This is a genomic window from Streptomyces sp. NPDC031445, from assembly GCF_055581365.1.
On the sequence record NZ_JBVIJO010000008.1, the window covers coordinates 280,187 to 300,228 of the forward strand.

General features: G+C 74.7%; 22 protein-coding genes. 9 read left to right on the top strand and 13 right to left on the bottom strand.

Translation table 11 applies throughout. The features are described from left to right. The first annotated feature begins 97 nt into the window (after positions 1 to 97). From ACZ5DC_RS22610 to ACZ5DC_RS22640, 7 genes are read left to right on the top strand one after another with little or no spacing between them, the layout of a single operon-like run. The gene (locus tag ACZ5DC_RS22610) at positions 98 to 1,453 is read left to right on the top strand and encodes an ADP-ribosylglycohydrolase family protein (RefSeq protein ID WP_468655318.1); all 1,356 of its coding nucleotides are present in this window, start codon (positions 98 to 100) and stop codon (positions 1,451 to 1,453) included. Beyond that, entirely contained in the window at positions 1,450 to 2,568 is a 1,119-nt protein-coding gene (locus ACZ5DC_RS22615) for an ADP-ribosylglycohydrolase family protein (protein WP_468655320.1), read from the top strand. The genes ACZ5DC_RS22610 and ACZ5DC_RS22615 overlap by 4 nt, the downstream gene beginning before the upstream one ends. 8 nt (positions 2,569 to 2,576) lie before the next feature. Beyond that, a complete protein-coding gene (locus tag ACZ5DC_RS22620; protein ID WP_468655322.1) occupies positions 2,577 to 3,761 on the top strand; it encodes an ADP-ribosylglycohydrolase family protein in 1,185 nt (394 codons plus the stop codon). After that, positions 3,749 to 5,110, top strand: coding sequence for an ADP-ribosylglycohydrolase family protein (locus ACZ5DC_RS22625; RefSeq protein WP_468655324.1), 1,362 nt, complete (start codon positions 3,749 to 3,751; stop codon positions 5,108 to 5,110). The genes ACZ5DC_RS22620 and ACZ5DC_RS22625 overlap by 13 nt, the downstream gene beginning before the upstream one ends. After that, positions 5,107 to 6,000, top strand: a complete 894-nt coding sequence (gene rbsK, locus ACZ5DC_RS22630; RefSeq protein ID WP_468655326.1) for a ribokinase — start codon at positions 5,107 to 5,109, stop codon at positions 5,998 to 6,000. The genes ACZ5DC_RS22625 and rbsK overlap by 4 nt, the downstream gene beginning before the upstream one ends. Then, positions 5,997 to 7,238 (top strand): CaiB/BaiF CoA transferase family protein, encoded by a 1,242-nt coding sequence (locus ACZ5DC_RS22635; RefSeq protein ID WP_468655328.1) that lies wholly within the window; start codon positions 5,997 to 5,999, stop codon positions 7,236 to 7,238. Before rbsK ends, ACZ5DC_RS22635 begins: the two co-directional genes overlap by 4 nt. Beyond that, positions 7,235 to 8,047 (top strand): HpcH/HpaI aldolase/citrate lyase family protein, encoded by an 813-nt coding sequence (locus ACZ5DC_RS22640; RefSeq protein ID WP_468655330.1) that lies wholly within the window; start codon positions 7,235 to 7,237, stop codon positions 8,045 to 8,047. The genes ACZ5DC_RS22635 and ACZ5DC_RS22640 overlap by 4 nt, the downstream gene beginning before the upstream one ends. 66 nt (positions 8,048 to 8,113) lie before the next feature. Here ACZ5DC_RS22640 and lgt read toward each other — a convergent pair whose 3' ends face one another. From lgt to hisI, 11 genes are all read right to left on the bottom strand, one after another. Beyond that, positions 8,114 to 9,058, bottom strand: coding sequence for a prolipoprotein diacylglyceryl transferase (gene lgt, locus ACZ5DC_RS22645; RefSeq protein WP_468655332.1), 945 nt, complete (start codon positions 9,056 to 9,058; stop codon positions 8,114 to 8,116). Positions 9,059 to 9,149: 91 nt separating this feature from the next. Beyond that, on the bottom strand, positions 9,150 to 9,923 hold the full coding sequence (locus tag ACZ5DC_RS22650; protein WP_468655334.1) for a DsbA family protein: 774 nt from the start codon (positions 9,921 to 9,923) through the stop codon (positions 9,150 to 9,152). 111 nt (positions 9,924 to 10,034) lie between these two features. Next, on the bottom strand, positions 10,035 to 10,853 hold the full coding sequence (gene trpA / locus ACZ5DC_RS22655) for a tryptophan synthase subunit alpha (protein WP_468655336.1): 819 nt from the start codon (positions 10,851 to 10,853) through the stop codon (positions 10,035 to 10,037). Next, complete coding sequence (gene trpB / locus ACZ5DC_RS22660; RefSeq protein ID WP_468655338.1) at positions 10,850 to 12,133, bottom strand: tryptophan synthase subunit beta; 1,284 nt, start codon at positions 12,131 to 12,133, stop codon at positions 10,850 to 10,852. The genes trpA and trpB overlap by 4 nt, the downstream gene beginning before the upstream one ends. Before the next feature lie 114 nt (positions 12,134 to 12,247). Then, positions 12,248 to 12,436 (bottom strand): tryptophan biosynthesis modulator TrpM, encoded by a 189-nt coding sequence (gene trpM, locus ACZ5DC_RS22665; RefSeq protein ID WP_468655340.1) that lies wholly within the window; start codon positions 12,434 to 12,436, stop codon positions 12,248 to 12,250. Between the two features lie 20 nt (positions 12,437 to 12,456). Continuing rightward, positions 12,457 to 13,266, bottom strand: coding sequence for an indole-3-glycerol phosphate synthase TrpC (gene trpC / locus ACZ5DC_RS22670; RefSeq protein ID WP_171157252.1), 810 nt, complete (start codon positions 13,264 to 13,266; stop codon positions 12,457 to 12,459). 132 nt (positions 13,267 to 13,398) lie between these two features. Further along, a complete protein-coding gene (locus tag ACZ5DC_RS22675; RefSeq protein ID WP_468655533.1) occupies positions 13,399 to 13,842 on the bottom strand; it encodes a DUF2752 domain-containing protein in 444 nt (147 codons plus the stop codon). Positions 13,843 to 13,986: 144 nt separating this feature from the next. Further along, on the bottom strand, positions 13,987 to 14,244 hold the full coding sequence (locus ACZ5DC_RS22680; protein WP_468655342.1) for an HGxxPAAW family protein: 258 nt from the start codon (positions 14,242 to 14,244) through the stop codon (positions 13,987 to 13,989). 133 nt (positions 14,245 to 14,377) lie between these two features. Beyond that, entirely contained in the window at positions 14,378 to 15,016 is a 639-nt protein-coding gene (locus tag ACZ5DC_RS22685; protein ID WP_468655344.1) for a TIGR02234 family membrane protein, read from the bottom strand. 52 nt (positions 15,017 to 15,068) lie between these two features. After that, on the bottom strand, positions 15,069 to 16,568 hold the full coding sequence (locus ACZ5DC_RS22690) for an anthranilate synthase component I (protein ID WP_468655346.1): 1,500 nt from the start codon (positions 16,566 to 16,568) through the stop codon (positions 15,069 to 15,071). Positions 16,569 to 16,579: 11 nt separating this feature from the next. Continuing rightward, positions 16,580 to 16,981 carry a phosphoribosyl-AMP cyclohydrolase gene (hisI, locus tag ACZ5DC_RS22695; RefSeq protein ID WP_468655348.1) on the bottom strand — a complete coding sequence of 134 codons (402 nt, stop codon included), beginning with the start codon at positions 16,979 to 16,981 and terminating at the stop codon, positions 16,580 to 16,582. Between the two features lie 118 nt (positions 16,982 to 17,099). Here hisI and ACZ5DC_RS22700 point away from each other — a divergent pair, with 118 nt between their 5' ends. Both ACZ5DC_RS22700 and ACZ5DC_RS22705 read left to right on the top strand, forming a co-directional pair. Next, positions 17,100 to 17,735: a TIGR03085 family metal-binding protein gene (locus ACZ5DC_RS22700; protein WP_366751397.1), complete on the top strand. Its 636-nt coding sequence runs from the start codon at positions 17,100 to 17,102 to the stop codon at positions 17,733 to 17,735. Positions 17,736 to 17,747: 12 nt separating this feature from the next. After that, positions 17,748 to 18,146: a VOC family protein gene (locus ACZ5DC_RS22705; RefSeq protein WP_468655350.1), complete on the top strand. Its 399-nt coding sequence runs from the start codon at positions 17,748 to 17,750 to the stop codon at positions 18,144 to 18,146. Positions 18,147 to 18,153: 7 nt separating this feature from the next. Here the strand turns inward: ACZ5DC_RS22705 and ACZ5DC_RS22710 are convergent, their stop codons facing one another. Together ACZ5DC_RS22710 and ACZ5DC_RS22715 are read right to left on the bottom strand one after the other, a co-directional pair. Next, complete coding sequence (locus ACZ5DC_RS22710) at positions 18,154 to 19,407, bottom strand: MFS transporter (protein ID WP_468655352.1); 1,254 nt, start codon at positions 19,405 to 19,407, stop codon at positions 18,154 to 18,156. A 20-nt stretch (positions 19,408 to 19,427) separates the two neighbouring features. Then, complete coding sequence (locus tag ACZ5DC_RS22715) at positions 19,428 to 20,015, bottom strand: ArsR/SmtB family transcription factor (protein WP_468655354.1); 588 nt, start codon at positions 20,013 to 20,015, stop codon at positions 19,428 to 19,430. Between the last annotated feature and the right edge of the window lie 27 nt (positions 20,016 to 20,042).

Genomic DNA, 20,042 nt, shown 5'->3' on the forward strand with positions numbered 1-20,042 from the left:
TGACCGGGTGACAGAGCCCCGCCCCCGGCTCACGCGGCCGCCTCCCGTGGGACACATCCGCAGAGGGTCCCGTGGGACCCGCCGAAGGAGGCCGCCCATGGCATCGATCGCCCGCACTCCCCGGGCCCCGGCGCCCGGTGACGCCGCCGGACTCCGCGAACGGGCCCGCGGTGCGCTGCTGGGCCTGGCCGTCGGGGACGCGCTGGGCGCACCGGCGGAGAACCTCAGGCCCTCCGAGATCCGCGCCCGCTGGGGCCGGATCACCGGATACGTCAGCGAGCAGCCGTACGGCACGGACGACACCGAGTACGCGATCTTCTCCGGTCTGCTGCTGGCCCGGCACGGCTCGGCGCTCACCCCGGAGCATGTCGAGGCGGCCTGGCACGAGTGGATCGCCGACCGGGCGGAGGGGCACTTCCGCGGCGCGGGCTTCAGCGAGCGCGGCACGCTGGAGAACCTCCGCCGCGGCCTCGCCGCCCCCATCTCGGCGCAGCACCGGCACGCCTGGAGCGACGGGCTGGCCATGCGGGCGGCGCCCTTCGGGGTCTTCGCCGCCGGGCGTCCCGCCGAAGCGGCCCGGCTGGTGGCCGTCGACGGCTCCGTCAGCCACGAGGGGGAGGGCATCTACGGTGGCCAGGCGGTCGCGGCGGGCGTGGCGGCGGCGATGACCGGCGCGGCGGTCCCGGTGGTGATCGCCGCCGCCCTCGCGGTGATCCCGGACGACTCCTGGACGGCCCGCTCCCTGCGGCGCGCGGTGTCGGTGGCGCACCGCGGCGAACGCGCGGTGCGCTCCGCGGTCGTCATCGGCGGCTACCCCTGGACCGACCTGGCCCCGGAAGCGGTCGCCCTCGCCTTCGGCGCGTACGCCGCGGCCGACGGCGACTTCCGGGAGGCGGTCCTGACGGCCGTCAACATGGGCCGTGACGCGGACACGACGGCGGCGGTGGCGGGCGCCCTGTCCGGCGCCACCCAGGGCCTCCCGGCGATCCCGCCGCACTGGTCGTCCGCGATCGGCCCGGCCCGGGGCCGCTGCCTGCCGTCCATCACCGGCCACCACGTACTGGACGTGGCGGACCTCCTGCTGACGGCGGCGCAGGCGGGCACGGCAGGGACGGCGGCCGGGGCGGCGGGGAAACGGGAGGTGATCCCGGCGGCCGTGGCAGCGCCCTTGGCGGCGGTCCGGCCGGCGGCCGTGGTGAAGGGGGAGCGGGCAGCGGCCGAGGGTGCGCTGGAGCCGGCCGGGCCCCTCCCCCTGCCCGACGCCGTCCAGCCGGCCGAACTCCTCCCCGTGCCCGACGCCGCCCGGCCCACCGGACTCCTCCCGCCCCCTCCCCCCGCCTCTCGGCCGGCCGCGCCGGACGGCGGGCGGGCGGCGGACCGGGGGTCCGGGGAGCGGAGCCCCCTCGTGGGTACCGGGCACGCGGGGCAACCGGACGGCGAGGGCCGGCCGTGACAGCGCGCCGTATCGAGGGCCTCCTCCTCGGCCTCGCCGCCGGAGACGCCGCCGGCTGGCCCGCCGCCCGGCACCGCGCCGTCCGCATGCCCGAGTGGACCCGCCGCCTCACCCGGGAGCTGGACACCTTCGCCGAGCAGAACGCCACCACCACCCTCCCGGTGCCGATCGCCCTCAACCAGCCCCCCGAACCCCTCCGCCTCGGCCCCTCCGACGACGCCGAGTGGGCGGCGTTCGCCGCGGAGGCGGTCCTGCGCGCCGGCGACGACGACGCCCTCGGCGACCTCAGCCGGGCCCGCCGTATGCGCGCCGCCATCGACCTCACCTGGACCGCCGTCGCCTCCGAGGTCGCCGCCGCGGCGGACCGCGCCCCGGAGATCGAGTCCGCCGTCCTGCCGCTGCGCGCCCGCATCTCCGTCCGCGCCGGCCTCGGCAACCTCGCCACCGGCCTGCGCCCGCCCGCCACCGGCCACGACAACCCGCACTACTTCGACGACGCGGCCTGCGTCCGCGCCTGCGTCCTCGCCGTCGCCCACCCCGGCGACCCGCGACAGGCCGCCGCGCTCGCCGAGTTCGACGCCCGCTACACCCAGGACGGCGACGGCGTGCACGGCGCGCGGGCCATGGCGGCGTCCCTCTCCCTCGCCCTCGCCGACGCGGACACCGACACCTGCGTGACCGCCGCGCTCGCCGAACTCCCGGCGGACACCGAGATCGGCCGCAACGTCCGCCACGCCCTGGCCCTGGCCGAGGACAGCGGGTCCGCGTTCGCCCTCGTCCCCCTCCTGGAACACCAGATCGTCGACCACGTCTACAGCTACGGCATCGCCGCCGCCGAGACCGTCCCCGTCGCGCTCGCCCTGGCCACCGCGGCCCGGGGCCGGATCGCCGAGGCCGTACCGGCCGCCGCCTGCCTGTCCCGGGTCGCCGACTCCGCGCCCGCCCTCGCCGGCGCGCTCACCGGCGCCCTCGGCGGCGGCGCGGCCATTCCCGCGACCTGGCGGGACGCCTGCCGCGTCCTGCCCGGCTGCACCCTGCCCCGTCTCACCGGCACCGACCTGGTGGAACTCGCCGGACTCCTGGAAGCCGCACAACCGGCCCGCCCAGGAGGATGATTCGGGGCATGACGCCCAAAGAAGAAGAAAGCAGCGGCCCCGCCCCGAACGGGCTCGCCGACCGCGTCACCGCCGCGCTGGTGGGGGCCGCCGTAGGCGACGCCCTCGGCGGCCCGGTCGAGGGCTACTCCCCCGACCAGATCGCCGAGCGGCACGGCGGCCGCGTGCGCGGCATCGTCGGCCCCTGGCACGGCGACGCCTGGCGCACCGCCCGCCCCATCGCGCCGTACCACAAGGGTGACGGCCACGTCACGGACGACACCTTGATGACGCACGCGCTCATCCGCGTCTACGACCGCGTCCGCGACCACCTCGACGCGTACGCGATCGCCGAGCACCTGGTCCCGGACCTGATGACCACGCCCCGCTGGATCCCCGAGCTTCAGGCCGAGGCCCTGCCGCTGCACCGCCTCTTCCTCGCCGAGAAGTGGCTGGTGGCCAGGCTCGCCTACGGTCACGCCGACCCCCGGGAGGCGGGCACCGGCAACATCGTCAACTGCGGCGCCGCGATGTACATGGCCCCGGTCGGCCTGGTCAACGCGGCCAACCCGGCCGCCGCGTACGCCGAGGCGCTGGACGTCACGGGCGCGCACCAGTCGTCGTACGGCCGGGAGGCGGCCGGTGTGTTCGCCGCGGCGGTGGCCGCCGCCACCGCCCCCGGCGCGACCCCCGGCTCGGTGGTGGACGCCTGCCTGTCGCTGGCCAAGGACGGCACCCGCACGGCGATCGAGAGGGTGTGCGAAGTCGCCGCCGGGCACCGGGACTTCGAGTCGGCGCTCGGTCCGCTGCGCGCGGCGGTGGAGCCCTACGACACCGTCGGCCCGGACTACCGCGCCCCCTCCCTCGCCGCCCGCCGCCCGTCCCGGCTGCACTCCATCGAGGAACTCCCGGTCGCGCTGGGCATGCTGGTCGTCTCCGGCGGCGACTACCGGCAGGCCGTGCTCGGCTCGGTCAACTACGGCCGTGACTGCGACTCGATCGCGACGATGGCCGGCGCCCTCGCGGGCGCGCTCGGCTCACCGGCCCCCGAGGAGTGGGCGAAGACGGTCGCCGACGCCAGCCGGCTGGACCTGTGGGCGCCGGCCCGGACGCTCACCGGGGTCACGTGCGAGATCTTCGACCGGGACGTCCGCCGCCGGCGCGCCCACGAGGAGGCGTTCAGCGCGCTCGGAGGCCGGCCGTGCTCCGACTGACCTGGGTCCAGCCGGAGGACCTGCTGGGCCACGAGCTGCGCCAGGCCCGCCTGGACGGGCGCGAGCCGAAGGCGGTCGAGGCGCGCTGGCGGGCGGCGGGCGGCCCGGACGCCCCGGAGCGCGCGGGCGCGTCCCCGCACCGCGTCTCCCGCTACCTGCGCCTGCTGGCGGAGGACCTGCTGGACGAACTCGCCGATCTGCCCAGCCGCTTCGCCGACGACGAGCCGACCGATCTGGCCCGCATCAGGTCCCGCTGCCCCGACTGGCCCGCCGGGCGGTCCGCCACCGCACCGGACCCCCGCGCCCTGGAGGCCGCCTGGCTCGGGCGGGCCATCGGCTGTCTGCTCGGCAAACCGGTCGAGAAACTCTCGCTCGACGGCATCCGCGCCCTCGCCCGGGCGACCGGGAACTGGCCCCTTTCCACCTGGTTCACCGCCCGGGGGGTCCCCGGCGACCTGCTGGCCGCCCACCCGTGGAACCGCCGCTCGGCCGCCACCTCGCTCGCCGAGAACATCGACGGCATGCCCGAGGACGACGACCTGAACTACCCCCTGCTCAACCTCCTCCTGCTCCAGCGCCACGGGAGGGCCTTCACCACCGACGACGTGGCCCGGCTCTGGCTGGAGGAACTCCCGCCCGGCCGCACCTTCACCGCCGAGCGCGTCGCCCACCGCAACCTCCTCACGGGCATCGAACCCCCGCACACGGCCCGCCACCGCAACCCGTTCCGCGAGTGGATCGGCGCGCTGATCCGCGCCGACATGCACGGCTGGAGCAACCCGGGCGACCCGGCAGCCGCCGCCGAACAGGCCCACCGCGACGCGGTCCTCACCCACACCGCGAACGGCGTCTACGCGGCGATGTTCACGGCCGCCGCCATCGCCACGGCCGCCACCGGCACGCACGACGTCCACGCCTGCCTGCGCACCGGCCGCGCGGTGGTCCCGGCCCGCTCCCGCCTGGCGAAGGCGATCGACCACGCCGTCCGGCTGGCCGGCGCCACGGACGACTTCGACGACGTCGTGGACGAACTCCACGCCGTCTACGGCCCCACCCACCACTGGGTCCACGCCGTCCCCAACACCGCCCTGACCGTCGCCGCCCTCACCCACGCCGGCGGCGACTTCACCGGCTCCGTCTGCCGTGCCGTGTCGGGCGGCTGGGACACCGATTCCAACGGCGCCACCGCCGGGAGCATCGCCGGCCTGCTCGCCGGCTCCCCCGGCGCGCTCCCCGACCGCTGGCGGGCCCCGCTGAAGAACCGGCTCGCCACGACCGTCGCGGACTTCGACGGCACCGGCTTCGACGCCCTCGCCCACCTCACCCACCTGGAGGCGACCCGACCATGACCCACATCGCCGTCCTCGGCAGCACGAACATGGACCTCGTCACGTACGTCGCCAAGGCCCCGCAGCGCGGGGAGACCGTGACGGGACGGGAGTTCCGTACGATCCCCGGCGGCAAGGGCGCCAACCAGGCGATCGCCGCGGCCCGCGCCGGCGCCACCGTCTCGATGATCGGCGCGGTCGGCAACGACGCCTTCGGCGCGCGGCTGCGCGACACCCTCGAACACTCCGGCGTGGACACCGACTTCCTGCGCACGGTCGAGGGGCCGTCCGGCACCGCGCACATCGTGGTGGACGACGAGGGCGGCAACGCGATCGTCGTCATCCCCGGCGCGAACGGCACGGTCGACCACCTCTGCCCCGGCGACGAGGGAGTGATCGCGACCGCCGACGCCCTGCTGCTGCAACTGGAGATCCCCCCGGCGGCGGTCGTCGCGGGCGCCGAGGCGGCCCGCCGGCACGGCGTCCGCACGGTGCTCACCCCGTCCCCCGTCCAGCCGCTGCCGCCCGGACTCCTGGCGGCGATCGACCTGTTGGTGCCGAACGAGTACGAGGCGGTCACCCTCACCGGCCGCACCGACCCGCGCGAGGCGGCGGCCGCCCTGCTGGACCTGGTGCCGGAGGTCGTGGTCACCCTGGGCGCCACGGGCTGCCTGTACCTGACCCGGGGCGCCGAACCGCTCGTCGTCCCCGCGCCCCCCGTGCGGGCCGTGGACTCCACGGGCGCGGGCGACACGTTCGTCGGCGCTTTCGCGGTGGCCCGCGCCGAGGAGAAGCCGGTACGGGAGGCCCTGTCCTGGGCGGCGGCAGCGGCGGCGATCTCCGTCCAGCGGGAAGGCGCGTCGGCGTCGATGCCCTACCGCCCGGAGATCGAGGCCCAGTACAGCGCATGAACACGACGAACACGACGAACACGACGGCCGGGACGGGCCCGTCGGCACGGACGTCCCCGGCCCTGGACGGGCTGCGGGTGCTGGACCTCGCGACTCTCTTCGCCGGGCCGATGGCGGCGACGCTGCTCGGTGACTACGGCGCCGAGGTGATCAAGGTGGAGCATCCCCGGCGGCCCGACCCGTCCCGGGGCCACGGCCCCGCCAAGGACGGCGTCGGCCTGTGGTGGAAGGTGCTCGGCCGCAACAAGCGGGCCATCACCCTCGACCTGTCCACACCCGGCGGCCGCGCCACCCTGCTGCGGCTGGCCGCCACCACCGACGTGGTGATCGAGAACTTCCGCCCCGGAACCCTGGAGAGATGGGGCCTCGGCTGGCCGGAGCTGTCCGCGGCCAACCCCCGGCTGGTCCTGGCCCGGGTGACCGCGTTCGGCCAGTTCGGCCCCTACGCGCACCGCCCCGGCTTCGGCACCCTCGCCGAGGCGATGAGCGGCTTCGCCGCGGTCACCGGCGAACCGGACGCGCCCCCGACGCTGCCGCCCTTCGGTCTCGCCGACTCGATCGCCGGCCTGGCGACCGCCTACGCCGTGCTGACGGCGCTGGCCGCCCGCGAGCGCACCGGCACGGGACAGACGGTCGACATGGCGATCATCGAACCGATCCTGTCGGTCCTCGGCCCCCACGCCACCTGGTACGACCAGCTCGGCTACGTCCAGGAGCGCACCGGCAACCGGTCCGCGAACAACGCCCCGCGCAACACCTACCGCACCGCCGACGGCACCTGGGTCGCCGTCTCCACCTCCGCCCAGTCGGTCGCCGAGCGGGTGCTCCGGCTGGTGGGCCGCCCGGAGCTGATCGAGGAGCCGTGGTTCGCCACCGGCGCGGACCGGGCCGCCCACGCCGACGTGCTGGACGAGGCGGTCGGCTCCTGGATCGCCGGCCGCACCCGCGCCGAGGTGCTCGCGGCCTTCGAGAAGGCGGAGGCCGCGGTGGCCCCGGTGCAGGACGTCCGGGACGTCCTCGTGGACCCCCAGTACCGGGCCCTGGGCACGGTCACCACCGTCGACGACCCGGAACTGGGCCCGCTGCGCATGCAGAACGTCCTCTTCCGGCTCTCCGCCACGCCCGGCGCGATCCGCTGGGCCGGCCGCCCGCACGGCGCCGACACCGACGCCGTGCTCGCCGAACTCGGCCTCACCCCGGCCGCCGTCGCGGCGCTGCGCGCGGAGGGCGCCCTGTGACCCCCTTCCCGCTCACCTGGCTCTACGTCCCCGGCGACCGCCCGCACGTGGTGGCCAAGGCCCTGGTGGCGGGCGCCGACGTGGTGGTGGTCGACCTGGAGGACGCGGTCGCCCCGGACCGCAAGGAGTACGCCCGCGCGGCCACCGCGGAACTCCTGGCGGAGTCCCAGCCGGTCCCGGTGCACGTGCGCGTCAACGCCCTGGACAGCGTCTGGGCCGCCGGCGACCTCCACGCCCTGGCCGGTCTGCCGGGCCTGTCCGGCGTGCGGCTGCCGAAGGTGACGGCCCCGGGCGAGGTACGGCGGGTCGCCGTTGCCACACCGGTCCCGCTCCACGCGCTCCTGGAGTCGGCCCTCGGCATCGAGCACGCCTACGCCATCGCCACCGCCCACCCCGCCCTGCGGGGCATCGCCCTGGGCGAGGCCGACCTCCGCGCCGACCTCGGGGTGCGGGCCGACGCGGGTCTGGACTGGCCGCGCTCGCGGGTGATCGTCGCCGCCCGTGCGGCGGGCCTGCCCCCGCCGTCGCAGACCGTCTACCCGGACATCCGTGACCTCGACGGCCTGGCCGCCTCCTGCGCCCACGGCCGGGCTCTCGGGTTCCTGGGCCGCTCCGCGATCCACCCCCGCCAGCTGCCGGTGATCGAGCGGGCCTACCTGCCCACGCGGGCCGAGATCGAACACGCGGAGACGGTCCTCAAGGCGGCCTCGGCGAACGAGGGCGCCCAGGCCCTGCCCGACGGGCGCTTCATCGACGCGGCGGTGGTGGCGATGGCACGGCGGACGCTGTCGCTGGCTGCCCGGCGCTGACCCCGCGCACACGCCGAGGGCGCCCGGAAGACCTCCGGGCGCCCTCGGCGTCGTACCACGAACGGTTCAGCTCTTCTCGGCCGGCGCCGCCTTCTCCTCGCCCTCCGCATCGGCATCGGCATCGGCGCCTGTCTCGGCGCCGGCGCCGGCCTCCGCGTCCTGGACGGCCGCCGTGTCCGTGACCGGGCCGTCGGAGACCCCCGGCTCGACCACGGCTTCGCGTCCCGGCCGCTTCTTCGACGACACCACGATGTACGTCACCGCCAGCAGGAAGACCAGCAGCGCGGTCCAGTCGTTCAGGCGGAGGCCCAGGATGTGGTGGGCGTCGTCCACCCGCATGTACTCGATCCAGCCCCGGCCCACGCAGTACGCGGCGACGTACAGGGCGAACGCCCGGCCGTGCCCCAGCCTGAAGCGGCGGTCCGCCCAGATGACCAGCAGGCCCACGCCGACGCACCACAGGGACTCGTAGAGGAACGTCGGGTGGTAGTACCCCGGCACCCGGCCGCCCTCGGAGGAGGTGATGTGCAGCGCCCAGGGCAGATGGGTCTCGCGGCCGTACAGCTCCTGGTTGAACCAGTTGCCCCAGCGGCCGATGGCCTGCGCGAACGCGATGCCGGGCGCCACGGCGTCGGCGTACGCGGGCATCGGGACGCCCCGGCGCCGCGCGCCGATCCACGCGCCGAGCGCGCCGAGCGCGATGGCGCCCCAGATGCCCAGGCCGCCCTCCCACACCTTGAAGGCGTCCACCCAGTCACGGCCCTCGCTGAAGTACAGCTCGTAGTCCGTGATCACGTGGTAGAGCCGGCCGCCGACCAGGCCGAACGGCACGGCCCAGACGGCGATGTCGGCGACCGTGCCGGACTGCCCGCCGCGGGCGATCCAGCGCTTGTTGCCGAACCAGACGGCGATGAAGACGCCGATGATGATGCAGAAGGCGTAGCCGCGCAGCGGGATGGGGCCGAGGTACAGCACCCCGTGCGACGGGCTGGGGATCGAGGCAAGGTTCATGGCGTTCATGGCAGGTCCGACGCTACCGTGCCGGGCCGTGGGGACGGCAAGCGGACCGGCTACGGGTCCATAACGGGGGCGTGAGAAACGCTTACCGTCGGTCGGCCTCCTCCACCAGTTGCCTGAGCTTGGCCGGGGTCATCGTCTGGTCCTGGTAGATGTTCTTGCCGCCGAGCAGCACCGTGGGCGTACCGCTGAAGCCGCCGGACCCGAACGCCTGGTTGGACCTGTCCACCCAGCTGTCGTGCGTGCCGTCCTTGACGCAGGTGCGGAAGGCGGGCGTGTCCAGGCCCTTGACCTTGCCGGCCAGCTCGATCAGCTTGCCGTTGCCCGCGAAGGCGTCGTCGGTCTCCTTCGGCTGGTTCGCGTACAGCACGTCGTGGTAGTCGCGGAACTTCCCGGCGTCCTGGGCGCAGGCCGCGGCGTTGGCGGCGCGCAGCGAGCCGGTGCCGCCGAGGTTGCCGTCGATCAGCCGGACGAGGTGGTACTCGATCCTGAGCTTGCCGGCGTCGGCCAGCTCGTGGAGGGTCGGCCGGTACGCCGCCTCGAAGGCCTGGCAGGCCGGGCAGCGGAAGTCCTCCCAGACGGTGAGCGTCGACCTGGCGCCGTCCTTGCCGACCGGGATCGCGAGGCCGTCCTTGCCCTGCGCCCCCGACGGTGCGACGGCCGGGCCCGCGCTGCCGCCCTTGTGCTTGCCGGCGTTCGCGGCGACCACGCCGATCACCGCCGCCAGTCCCAGGACGCAGACGACGCTCGCGCCCACGATCAGCGTGCGCCGTCGCTTCTCCCCGGCCTTCTGCTTCTCGCGCTCGACCGCCAGCCGTTGCCGGGCGGTGCGCTTTCCGTCACGGTTCTTCTCGCTCACACCCCCAGAACGAACCGGGGAGGCGCAGCGCGCCTCCCCGGCCCGAGGTCCACCCGTTCGAGTGACCGGATCATCCGGTTCGGGACGATCGCCGCCGGTCGCTCCCGTCCGTCACGTCTGTCCGCGCACGCCTTTCGCCAGCTCACCGGCCAGCTCACGGACCGCCGCGAGGCCGGAGGCCTGGTCGGGGGCGTCCAGCATCCGCTTGACGAACGCCGAGCCGACGATCACGCCGTCGGCGAAGCCGGCGACCTCGGCGGCCTGGGCCCGGTTGGAGACGCCGAGACCGACGCAGACGGGCAGCTCGGTGCCGGTGGCGCGGGTGCGCCGGACGAGGTCCTGGGCCTGGGTGCCGACGGACTCGCGGGTGCCGGTGACGCCCATCAGGGAGGCCGCGTAGACGAAGCCGCTGCCCGCCGCGGTGATCTGGGCGAGCCGCTCGTCCTTGCTGCTCGGCGCCACCACGAAGACCGTGGCGAGGCCGTGCTTCTCGGCGTGCTCCCGCCACGGCGCCGACTCCTGCACGGGCAGGTCGGGCAGGATGCAGCCCGCGCCGCCCGCCTCGGCCAGCTCGGCGGTGAACCGCTCCACGCCGTAGCGGTCGATGGGGTTCCAGTACGTCATGACGAGCACCGGCTTCCCGGTGGCCTCGTGGGCCTCCCGGACGGTGCGCATGACGTCGGCGATCCGCACCCCGCCCCGCAGGGCGATGTCGTCGGCGGTCTGGATGACCGGCCCGTCGAGCACCGGGTCGCTGTGCGGCAGCCCGACCTCGACGACGTCGGCGCCGCCGTCGAAGACGGCCTTGATCGCCTCGATGCCGCCGTCCACGGTGGGGAAGCCGGCCGGGAGGTAGGCGATGAGCGCGGAGCGGCCCTCGGCCTTGGCGGCGGCGAGGGTGTCGTTCAGCAGCTGTGCGTTCCCGCTCACTTGGCGTCCCCCTCGATCTCGGCGGTGTCGGCCTGGTCGGCGGCCACCTCGGCGTCGGTGTCGTAGAGGCCGAAGTACCGGGCGGCGGTGTCCATGTCCTTGTCGCCGCGGCCGGACAGGTTGACGACGATCAGGCCGTCCTTGCCCAGCTCCTTGCCGACCTCCAGGGCGCCGGCCAGCGCATGGGCGCTCTCGATGGCCGGGATGATGCCCTCGGTGCGCGACAGCAGGCGCAGGGCCTGCATGGCGGCGTCGTCGGTGACCGCGCGGTACTCGCCGCGGCCGGAGTCCTTCAGGTAGGAGTGCTCCGGGCCGATGCCCGGGTAGTCCAGTCCGGCCGAGATGGAGTACGGCTCGGTGATCTGGCCCTCGTCGTCCTGGAGGACGTAGGAGCGGGAGCCGTGCAGGATGCCGGGCTCGCCGGCGGTGAGGGTGGCCGCGTGCTCGCCGGTCTCGATGCCGTGGCCGGCCGGCTCGCAGCCGATGAGGCGGACGCCCTCGTCGGGGATGAAGGCGTGGAAGAGGCCGATGGCGTTGGAGCCGCCGCCGACACAGGCGACGGCCGCGTCGGGGAGACGGCCGGCGCGCTCCAGGAGCTGGCGCCGTGCCTCCACGCCGATCACCCGGTGGAAGTCGCGGACCATGGCGGGGAACGGGTGCGGTCCGGCGACCGTGCCGAAGAGGTAGTGGGTGTGGTCGACGTTGGCGACCCAGTCGCGGAACGCCTCGTTGATGGCGTCCTTGAGGGTGCGGCTGCCGGACTTCACGGCGACGACCTCGGCGCCGAGCATGCGCATGCGGGCTACGTTGAGGGCCTGGCGCTTGGTGTCGACCTCGCCCATGTAGATGGTGCAGTCGAGGCCGAACAGCGCGCAGGCGGTGGCCGTCGCCACGCCGTGCTGGCCGGCGCCGGTCTCGGCGATGACCCGGGTCTTGCCCATGCGCTTGGTGAGCAGGGCCTGGCCGAGCACGTTGTTGATCTTGTGGGAGCCGGTGTGGTTGAGGTCCTCGCGCTTGAGGAACACACGGGCGCCACCGGCGTGTCGGGCGAAGCGGGGCACCTCGGTGAGCGCCGACGGGCGGCCGGTGTAGTGGGCGAGCAGGTCGTCGAGCTCACGGGCGAACTCGTGGTCGTGCTTGGCCTTGTCGTACTCGACGGCGACCTCGTCCACGGCGGCGACGAGGGCCTCCGGGATGAACTTGCCGCCGAACGCGCCGAAGTAGCCCTCGGCGCTGGGCACCTGGCCGGCGGGGTCAGGGATGAAGAACTCGCTGGGCATGCGGAAACCTCACGGTGAGTGTTCTGTGGAAAACGATTCGCCGTGGGGGCGGAGCTTGTCGGACGACCTCAGGCCGTGGGCGGCTGGTCGCGTGCACGCGGCGGCAGCCGCACGTCAGACAGGAGTCCCGCGCCCCTGGGGGGCGCGCTGCCATCGGCGTCCGTTGACCTGCCCGGGTTCGTCGCCGATGACGTACCGGACGCGACGGCCGTGCACGCGGCGCGCGGGAGCTCGGCAGCCACGCGGACGGCAGCCCCGCGCCAGGCGCGCGTGCCGGTCCACGGTCGTCACGGTGGGAGTCATCGCCGCCAAGCCTAGCGTGATCAGCCGCGCCCGTGCCGCAGTGCCGGGTGCTCGCCGGCCGCCACCAGGTCGGCGACCGCCGCCTTCGGGTCGCGGCCGGTCACCAGGGACTCGCCGACCAGCACCGCGTCGGCGCCGGCGTTGGCGTACGCGATCAGGTCGTGCGGGCCGCGGACGCCGGACTCGGCGACCTTCACGAGGGTGTCCGGGATCTCCGGGGCGACCCGCTCGAACGTGCCGCGGTCCACCTCCAGCGTCTTCAGGTTGCGCGCGTTGACGCCGATGACCTTGGCGCCCGCGTCCACCGCCCGCTCGACCTCGTCCTCGTCGTGCACCTCGACGAGGGGGGTCAGGCCGATGGACTCCGCCCGCTCGATCAGCGACTCCAGGGCCGGCTGGTCCAGGGCGGCCACGATCAGCAGCGCGAGGTCGGCGCCGTACGCCCGGGCCTCCCAGAGCTGGTACGACGTGACGATGAAGTCCTTGCGCAGGACGGGGATGTCGACCCGTGCGCGCACCGCCTCCAGGTCGGCGAGCGAGCCGCCGAAGCGGCGCTGCTCGGTGAGGACGGAGATGACGGCCGCGCCGCCCGCCTCGTAGTCGGCGGCGAGTCCGGCGGGGTCGGCGATGGCGGCCAGCGCGCCCTTGGAGGGGCTGGAGCGCTTCACCTCGCAGATCACCTTGACGCCGTCGCCCTTGAGCGCGGCCACCCCGTCCTTGGCGGCGTGGGCCTTGGCCGCGCGCTCCTTGAGCTCGTCGAGGGTGACGCGTGCCTGCCGCTCCGCGAGGTCGGCACGGACTCCGTCGATGATCTCGTCGAGCACACTCACGCGAGCGGCCCCCTTCCAGACGGTGGTTCCTTCAGGTCTGAAAACCCGTGGTCAAACCGATGGTATCCGCAGGAGCGCCGAGGCCCCGCATCCGGTCGCGGCCGGTCCCACTACCTGGACATTCGTTGTTGATCAAGGATGGAGCCAGCCACCGAACGGCAGGTTCCGGACGACGGTGAACACCAGCAGCAGCACCCCGGCCGCCCACAGCGGCGCCGGTCCGGGCTCGATCCGCAACGGCCTGCCGCGTGCCGCGCGGACCACCCAGACGGTCCACAGCACGGCGAAGCCCAGGTAGGCGGCGACGGCCGGCGCGTTGTCGTGCAGGGCGGTGAGGAGGTCACCGTGCACGAAGGCGTGCGCGCTGCGCAGCCCGCCGCAGCCGGGGCAGTACAGACCGGTGAGCCGGTACAGGGGGCAGACGGGGTAGTGGCCGGGTTCACCCGGATCGACGGCACCGACGTAGGCGAAGGCCCCGCCGACGGCCGTGAGCAGCCCCGCGGGGACCGCGAGCCTCCGCCGGAGGGGGGCGGGCCGCGGCACCGGGCGGCCAAGGGCGTTCGCCGCGGCGTTCACCGGGGCATCCACAGGGGCGTCCACGGCGGCATTCTCCCCCGCCGCCGGCCGGCGTGCCCGCTCGCGGCCCGCGGCACCGCTCCCTCACGCGCGAAGGGCGGCCGGCACCCGGTGCCGGCCGCCCTTCGCGGAAGTCACCGGGGCTCAGCTCTCCGCGGCGGCCGGCTCGCGCGTGGCGGCGGGCGCGGTGTGCGGCAGCGTACGGGACTCCTTCGGCTGCCCCAGACCCATGGCGCGCATGATGGCGCCGACCACACCGCCGAGGAGCGTGAGGGCGATGCCGGCCCAGAAGCCGACGGGCTGGGCCATCACCATGAAGGCGCCCGCGACGCAGAAACCGATGAAGGCGATGATGACACCGGTCCAGGCGGCCGGGGTGTGACCGTGGCTGCTGCCCGCCATGACTTGCTCCTCGTTGCTGTGTACGTGTCGTACTGTCCGAGCCGGACGCTCACCTTCATTGTCCCGTACGCGCACGCGTGCCCGGCGCGGGGGTGGCGTCTGTTTCACCACACTCGGGGAGCGCCCCGCGGATTCAGGCGCCCGTCGGGTCCTCGCCCCGGTCCAGCGCCTTCCAGATCTCCTCGGGCCGCTCCGGGTCGGCCGGCCGGGCCGTGCGCCGCGGGCGGTCGGTGCCGCGCTCGTAGCGGCCGGACATGGCGGGCCACAGACGGCCGTAGCGCAGGGCGAGCAGCCCGGCGAGCAGCAGCAGCACTCCGCCGGCGGCCGCGACGTAGGGCCAGCCGGTGTGGCTGAGGGCGTGGACCGTGGCGGAGGTGTCGCCGCTCGCCTTGGCGGCCTGCTCGTCCAGCGCGGAGCCGTCGGAGGCGGACACGAGGGCCGCGACGGCGATCCCGGCGCCGGAGAGCGCGAGCAGCCCGGAGACGAGGAACCGGCCGGCCCTGCGGACGGCGAAGACGGCGACGAGCGCGGCGAGGCCCACTATGGCGAGGGCCGCGGGGACGCCCGTGACGTCGCTGCCCTTGGCGGTCAGCGGGAACGCGCCGCCGGCCACCGTCGCGGTGCCCTCCGCCCAGCGCTGCCGGGTCGCGAGCAGCGCCACGGCCGCGCCGAGCGCACCGCACAGGAGGGCCACGGCGAGGCTCCGCCGGCCGGACCGGGCGGACGCGTCGGCTTGGGAACGGGGGTCAGGTACGGCAGTCACGTACTCCACTATCGCCTGAACCCCGGGTGAGCCGTCACCCGGGGTTCGTATGAGAAGCGTCCTACGCGCGAGCCGGAGCGCCCTGCTCGCCCAGCCGGTTGGCGGTGTGCACGGCCCGCAGCACCGCCGCCGCCTTGTTGCGGCACTCCTGGTCCTCCGCGACCGGGTCGGAGTCGGCGACGATGCCGGCTCCGGCCTGGACGTAGGCCGTGCCGTCGCGGAGCAGGGCCGTGCGGATGGCGATCGCGGTGTCGGAGTCGCCGGCGAAGTCCAGGTAGCCGACGCAGCCGCCGTACAGGCCGCGCCGGGACGGCTCCAGTTCGTCGATGATCTGCATCGCCCGGGGCTTGGGGGCGCCGGAGAGGGTGCCGGCCGGGAAGCAGGCGGTGAGCACGTCGAAGGCCGTGCGGCCGGGGGCGACCCTGCCGGTGACGGTCGAGACGATGTGCATCACGTGCGAGTAGCGCTCGACGGACATGAAGTCGACCACCTCGACGGAACCGGGCTCGCAGACCCGGCCGAGGTCGTTGCGGCCGAGGTCGACCAGCATCAGGTGCTCGGCGCGTTCCTTGGGGTCGGCGAGGAGTTCCTCGGCGAGGGCCTGGTCCTCCTGCGGGGTGGCCCCGCGGTGCCGGGTGCCGGCGATGGGGTGGACCATCGCGTGTCCGTCCTCGACCTTCACCAGCGCCTCCGGGGAGGAGCCGACGACGTCGAAGCCGTCGAAGCGGAACAGGTACATGTACGGCGAGGGGTTGGTGGTCCGCAGCACCCGGTAGACGTCCAGGGCGGTGGCCGTGCACGGGGTCTCGAAGCGCTGGGAGGGCACGACCTGGAAGGCCTCGCCCGCGCGGATGCGCTCCTTGACGTCCTCGACGGCCCGCTGGAAGTCGGGGCCGCCCCAGCGGGCGGTGTACTCGGGCAGCTCGGAGGGCGGCAGGTGGGCCGGGGGCTGGGCGACCGGGCGGGAGAGGTCGGCCTCCATGGCGTCGAGGCGGGCGACGGCGTCCGCGTACGCCTCGTCGACGCCGGTGTCGAGGTCGTTGTGGTTGATCGCGTTGGCGATCAGCAGGACCGAGCCCTCCCAGTGGTCCATCACCGCGAGGTCGCTGGTCAGCAGCATGGTCAGCTCGGGCAGCCGCAGGTCGTCGCGCTCGCCGGGGCCGATCTTCTCCAGCCGGCGGACGATGTCGTAGCCCAGGTAGCCGACCATGCCGCCGGTGAAGGGCGGCAGGCCCTCCTGGTGCGGGGTGTGCAGGGCCTGGAGGGTGGCCCGCAGGGCCGCGAGGGGGTCGCCGTCCGTGGGGACGCCGACGGGCGGGGTTCCGAGCCAGTGGGCCTGCCCGTCCCGCGCGGTGAGCGTGGCGGCGCTGCGGACGCCGACGAAGGAGTAACGGGACCAGGAACGGCCGTTCTCCGCCGACTCCAGCAGGAAGGTGCCGGGACGCTCGGCGGCGAGCTTGCGGTACAGCGCGACCGGGGTGTCGCCGTCGGCGAGCAGCTTGCGCGTGACCGGGATGACACGCCGGTCGGTGGCCAGCTTGCGGAAGGTCTCCAGTTCCATGGCCGCTGACCTTACTGACCGGATCCGGGGGCGGCGGAACCGGCGTCCTTCAGGAGCACGTCCGCGTCGAAGCAGGTGCGGGCTCCGGTGTGGCAGGCGGCGCCGACCTGGTCGACCTTGACCAGCAGGGTGTCGGCGTCGCAGTCCAGCGCGACCGACTTCACCCACTGGACGTGCCCGGAGGTGTCGCCCTTGACCCAGTACTCCCGGCGGCTGCGCGACCAGTAGGTGCAGCGGCCGGTGGTCAGCGTCCGGTGCAGGGCCTCGTCGTCCATCCAGCCGAGCATGAGCACCTCGCCGGTGTCGTACTGCTGGGCGATGGCGGGGACGAGCCCGTCGGCGCTGCGCTTGAGCCGCGCGGCGATCTCCGGGTCGAGGCTGCTGGGCGGGTAGGCACCGGTCGCACTGGTCATGGGTCACATTGTGCCGCCCGGGACCGGCGGCGGGACACGGCCGTCCATGGAGTGGTCACGGCGGCGCGGTGCGCTCCCACGGGTGGGCGGACCTGGTACGTGGCCGTAGGCTGACACCATGTCGACCTTCGCCAAGCGTGAACGGCTTCTCCTCGCCGACCTCTTGGAAACCGTCGGGCCGGACGCCGAGACCCTCTGCGAGGGCTGGCGGGCCCGGGACCTGGCCGCGCACGTGATCGTGCGCGAGCGCCGCCCGGACGCGGCGGGGGGCGCGCTGATCAAGCAGCTCGCGCCGCGTCTGGAGAAGGTGATGGGCGAGTACACGGCGAAGCCGTACGAGGAGCTGATCCAGCTCATCCGTACCGGCCCGCCGCGCTTCTCCCCCTTCCAGCTCAAGCAGGTCGACGAGGCGGCCAACATCGTGGAGTTCTACGTCCACACGGAGGACGTCCGCCGCGCCCAGCCGGAGTGGAGCCCGCGCGAGCTGGACCCGGTCTTCCAGGACGCGCTGTGGTCCCGCCTGGAACGCGCCGCGCGGCTGATGGGCCGGGGTGTGCCGACGGGTCTGGTGCTGCGCCGCCCGAACGGCCAGACGGTGGTGGCGCACCGGGGCACCCCGGTGGTGACGGTGACCGGTGAGCCGGCGGAGCTGCTGATGTTCGCGCTCGGCCGGCAGGGCGCGGCCAAGGTGGAACTGGACGGTGACGCGGAGGCGATCACCGCGCTGCACGAGAGCAGGCGGCTGGACGGCTGAGGGGACCGGCCCGTGATCAAGGTGGCGATGACCGGCGTGTACGTGGACGACGTGGCGACGGCGCACGCCTTCTACACCGGGGTCCTCGGCTTCGAGACCCGCACGCACATGGACCTCGGCGACGGCACGCTGTTCGTGACGGTCGGGGCGCGGGAGGGGGCCCAGCCGGATCTCCAGCTGCTGCTGGAACCCGGCCAGGGCCCGATCGCGGAGCCGTACCGCAGGGCGCTGTACGAGGCGGGACTGCCGTGCATCGTCTTCTCCGTGGACGACCTGGGTGCGGAGTACGAGCGGCTGCGCGGCCTCGGTGTCCGGTTCACGCACCCGCCGCAGGAGCAGGGGCCGGTGATCGCGGCGGTGTTCGACGACACGGTGGGCAATCTGGTGCAGCTGGTCCAGCCCGGACGGTGAGGGCCGGTCAGCCGGGGAGTTCGGCGCGGCGCAGGGCCGGTACGGCGAGGGCGACGACCCCGCCGAGCCCGCAGACGGCCGCGCTGGCGGTGAACACCGGGCCGGGGCCCCAGGCCCCGATCGCGGCGGCGGCGAACGGCATGCTCAGCGGGGTCAGGCCGAGGCTGACCAGGCTGGAGACGGAGGTGACCCGGCCGAGGTAGGCGGGGTCGGACTGGGTCTGGAGCAGGGCGCCGCACATCGCGCCGCTGAGCCCGGTGAGCAGGCCGACCAGCACGGCCGTGGCGACGGCGGCGACGAGGCCCGGTACGTGGGCGAGGGCGCCGATGGCCACGCAGCCCGCGATGATGGCGTACCCGGCGACCAGCCCGGCGCGCGGCAGCCGCCCCCGGACGGCCAGCAGCAGCGACGCGGCCCCCGCGCCGACCCCGAACCCGGCCAGCACCCAGCCCATGCCCGCTGCCCCCCAGCCGCGCCGGTCGGCGAGCAGGGTCAGCCCGACGTTCAGCGGTCCGACGAAGCCGAGGTCGCCGAGGGCGATGGCGGCCATCAGCGGCGCGAGCACCCGGTGCCGCCGGATGTAGCGCAGCCCGGCCCTCAGGTCGCTCCAGGCGGTTCCCGCCGGGCCGGGCGTGCCGTCCCGCGGCAGCTCCCGTACCCGGACCGACACCAGCAGCGGAAGTGACACGGCGATGAGCAGCCCGGCGACGCCGAACGCGGCCGGGGCTCCGCCGGCGGCCACGGCGAGTCCGCCGAGCGGGGCGCCCACGACGCTCGCGCAGCGGATCGCGAGGCCGCGCATGCCCTGGACCCGGGCGAGCTGGTCCTTCTCGGTGAGACGGGCCGGCAGGGCGCCCACGGCGGGCAGGAACACGGCGTCGACGGTGCCGAAGACCAGCGCCAGCAGGGCGAGCGGCCACAGGCCGGGGCGGGTGAGGAACAGCAGGGCGGCCACGGCGAGGACGGCGGCACAGCGCACGGCGTCACTGCCGATGACGACCCGGCGCGGCCCGAACCGGTCGGCGACCACTCCCCCGCCGAGCATGAGCACGGCCCTGGGCAGCGCGCTGGCCGACATCACGAGCCCGGCCTGCGCGGGGCTCCCGGCCTGGACGGCGGCCCAGGACAGGGCGAGGTAGTAGACGCTGTCGCCGAGCATGGAGGAGGTGTAGGCGCCGAGCCACCGCAGCACGTTGGGGTCGCGGTGGGCCCGCGCGGCGGCGGGCGGTACGAGCGGGGCGGTCGCGGCAGGGCTGGTCACGCGGGCTGTCCTCTCAGACGTCAGACGCGGAACGGGAAGCCGTACACGTGCAGCGCGACATGCTCACGGCCCTCGGTGTCGCCCGCGGCCTCGCGGGCCCGACCCTGCTCGTCGTACCGCCTGATCACGTCGGTCAGGTCCTTCTTCAGCTCGGCCAGTTCGCCGGCGGTGAGCCGGAGCAGGGCCTCCGAGTCGTGGGCCGCGGTGTTCCAGCCGGGCCCCCAGTGGGCGCGCTCGTCGAGGTACCCGCGGTACATCCCGGTGCGCTGCTCCAGGAACATCCGTGAGGCCGCCAGGTGCGCCGCCGCCTTCTCGGGGGCGTCCCGGAAGTCCTCGTCGCGGATGGTGACGCCGTCGGACGCCGGCTGCCACCAGCGCTCGCGCGCGTCCGCGCTGCGCGGCTCGGCCTCCTCGACGAGACCGTGCTCGGCCAGCTTGCGCAGGTGGTAGCTGACGAGGGAGACGGCCTCGTCCACCTGCTCGGCCAGCTGTGAGGCGGTGGCGGCCTCCGCGACGAACAGCAGGCGGTACAGCCTCATGCGCAGCGGATGGGCGAGCGCCTTGAGCGTCCCGACGTCCGTGATCCGGCGGTTCTCCTCGCGTGCCATGACGGGAACCCTAGATGCGCAAGGAAA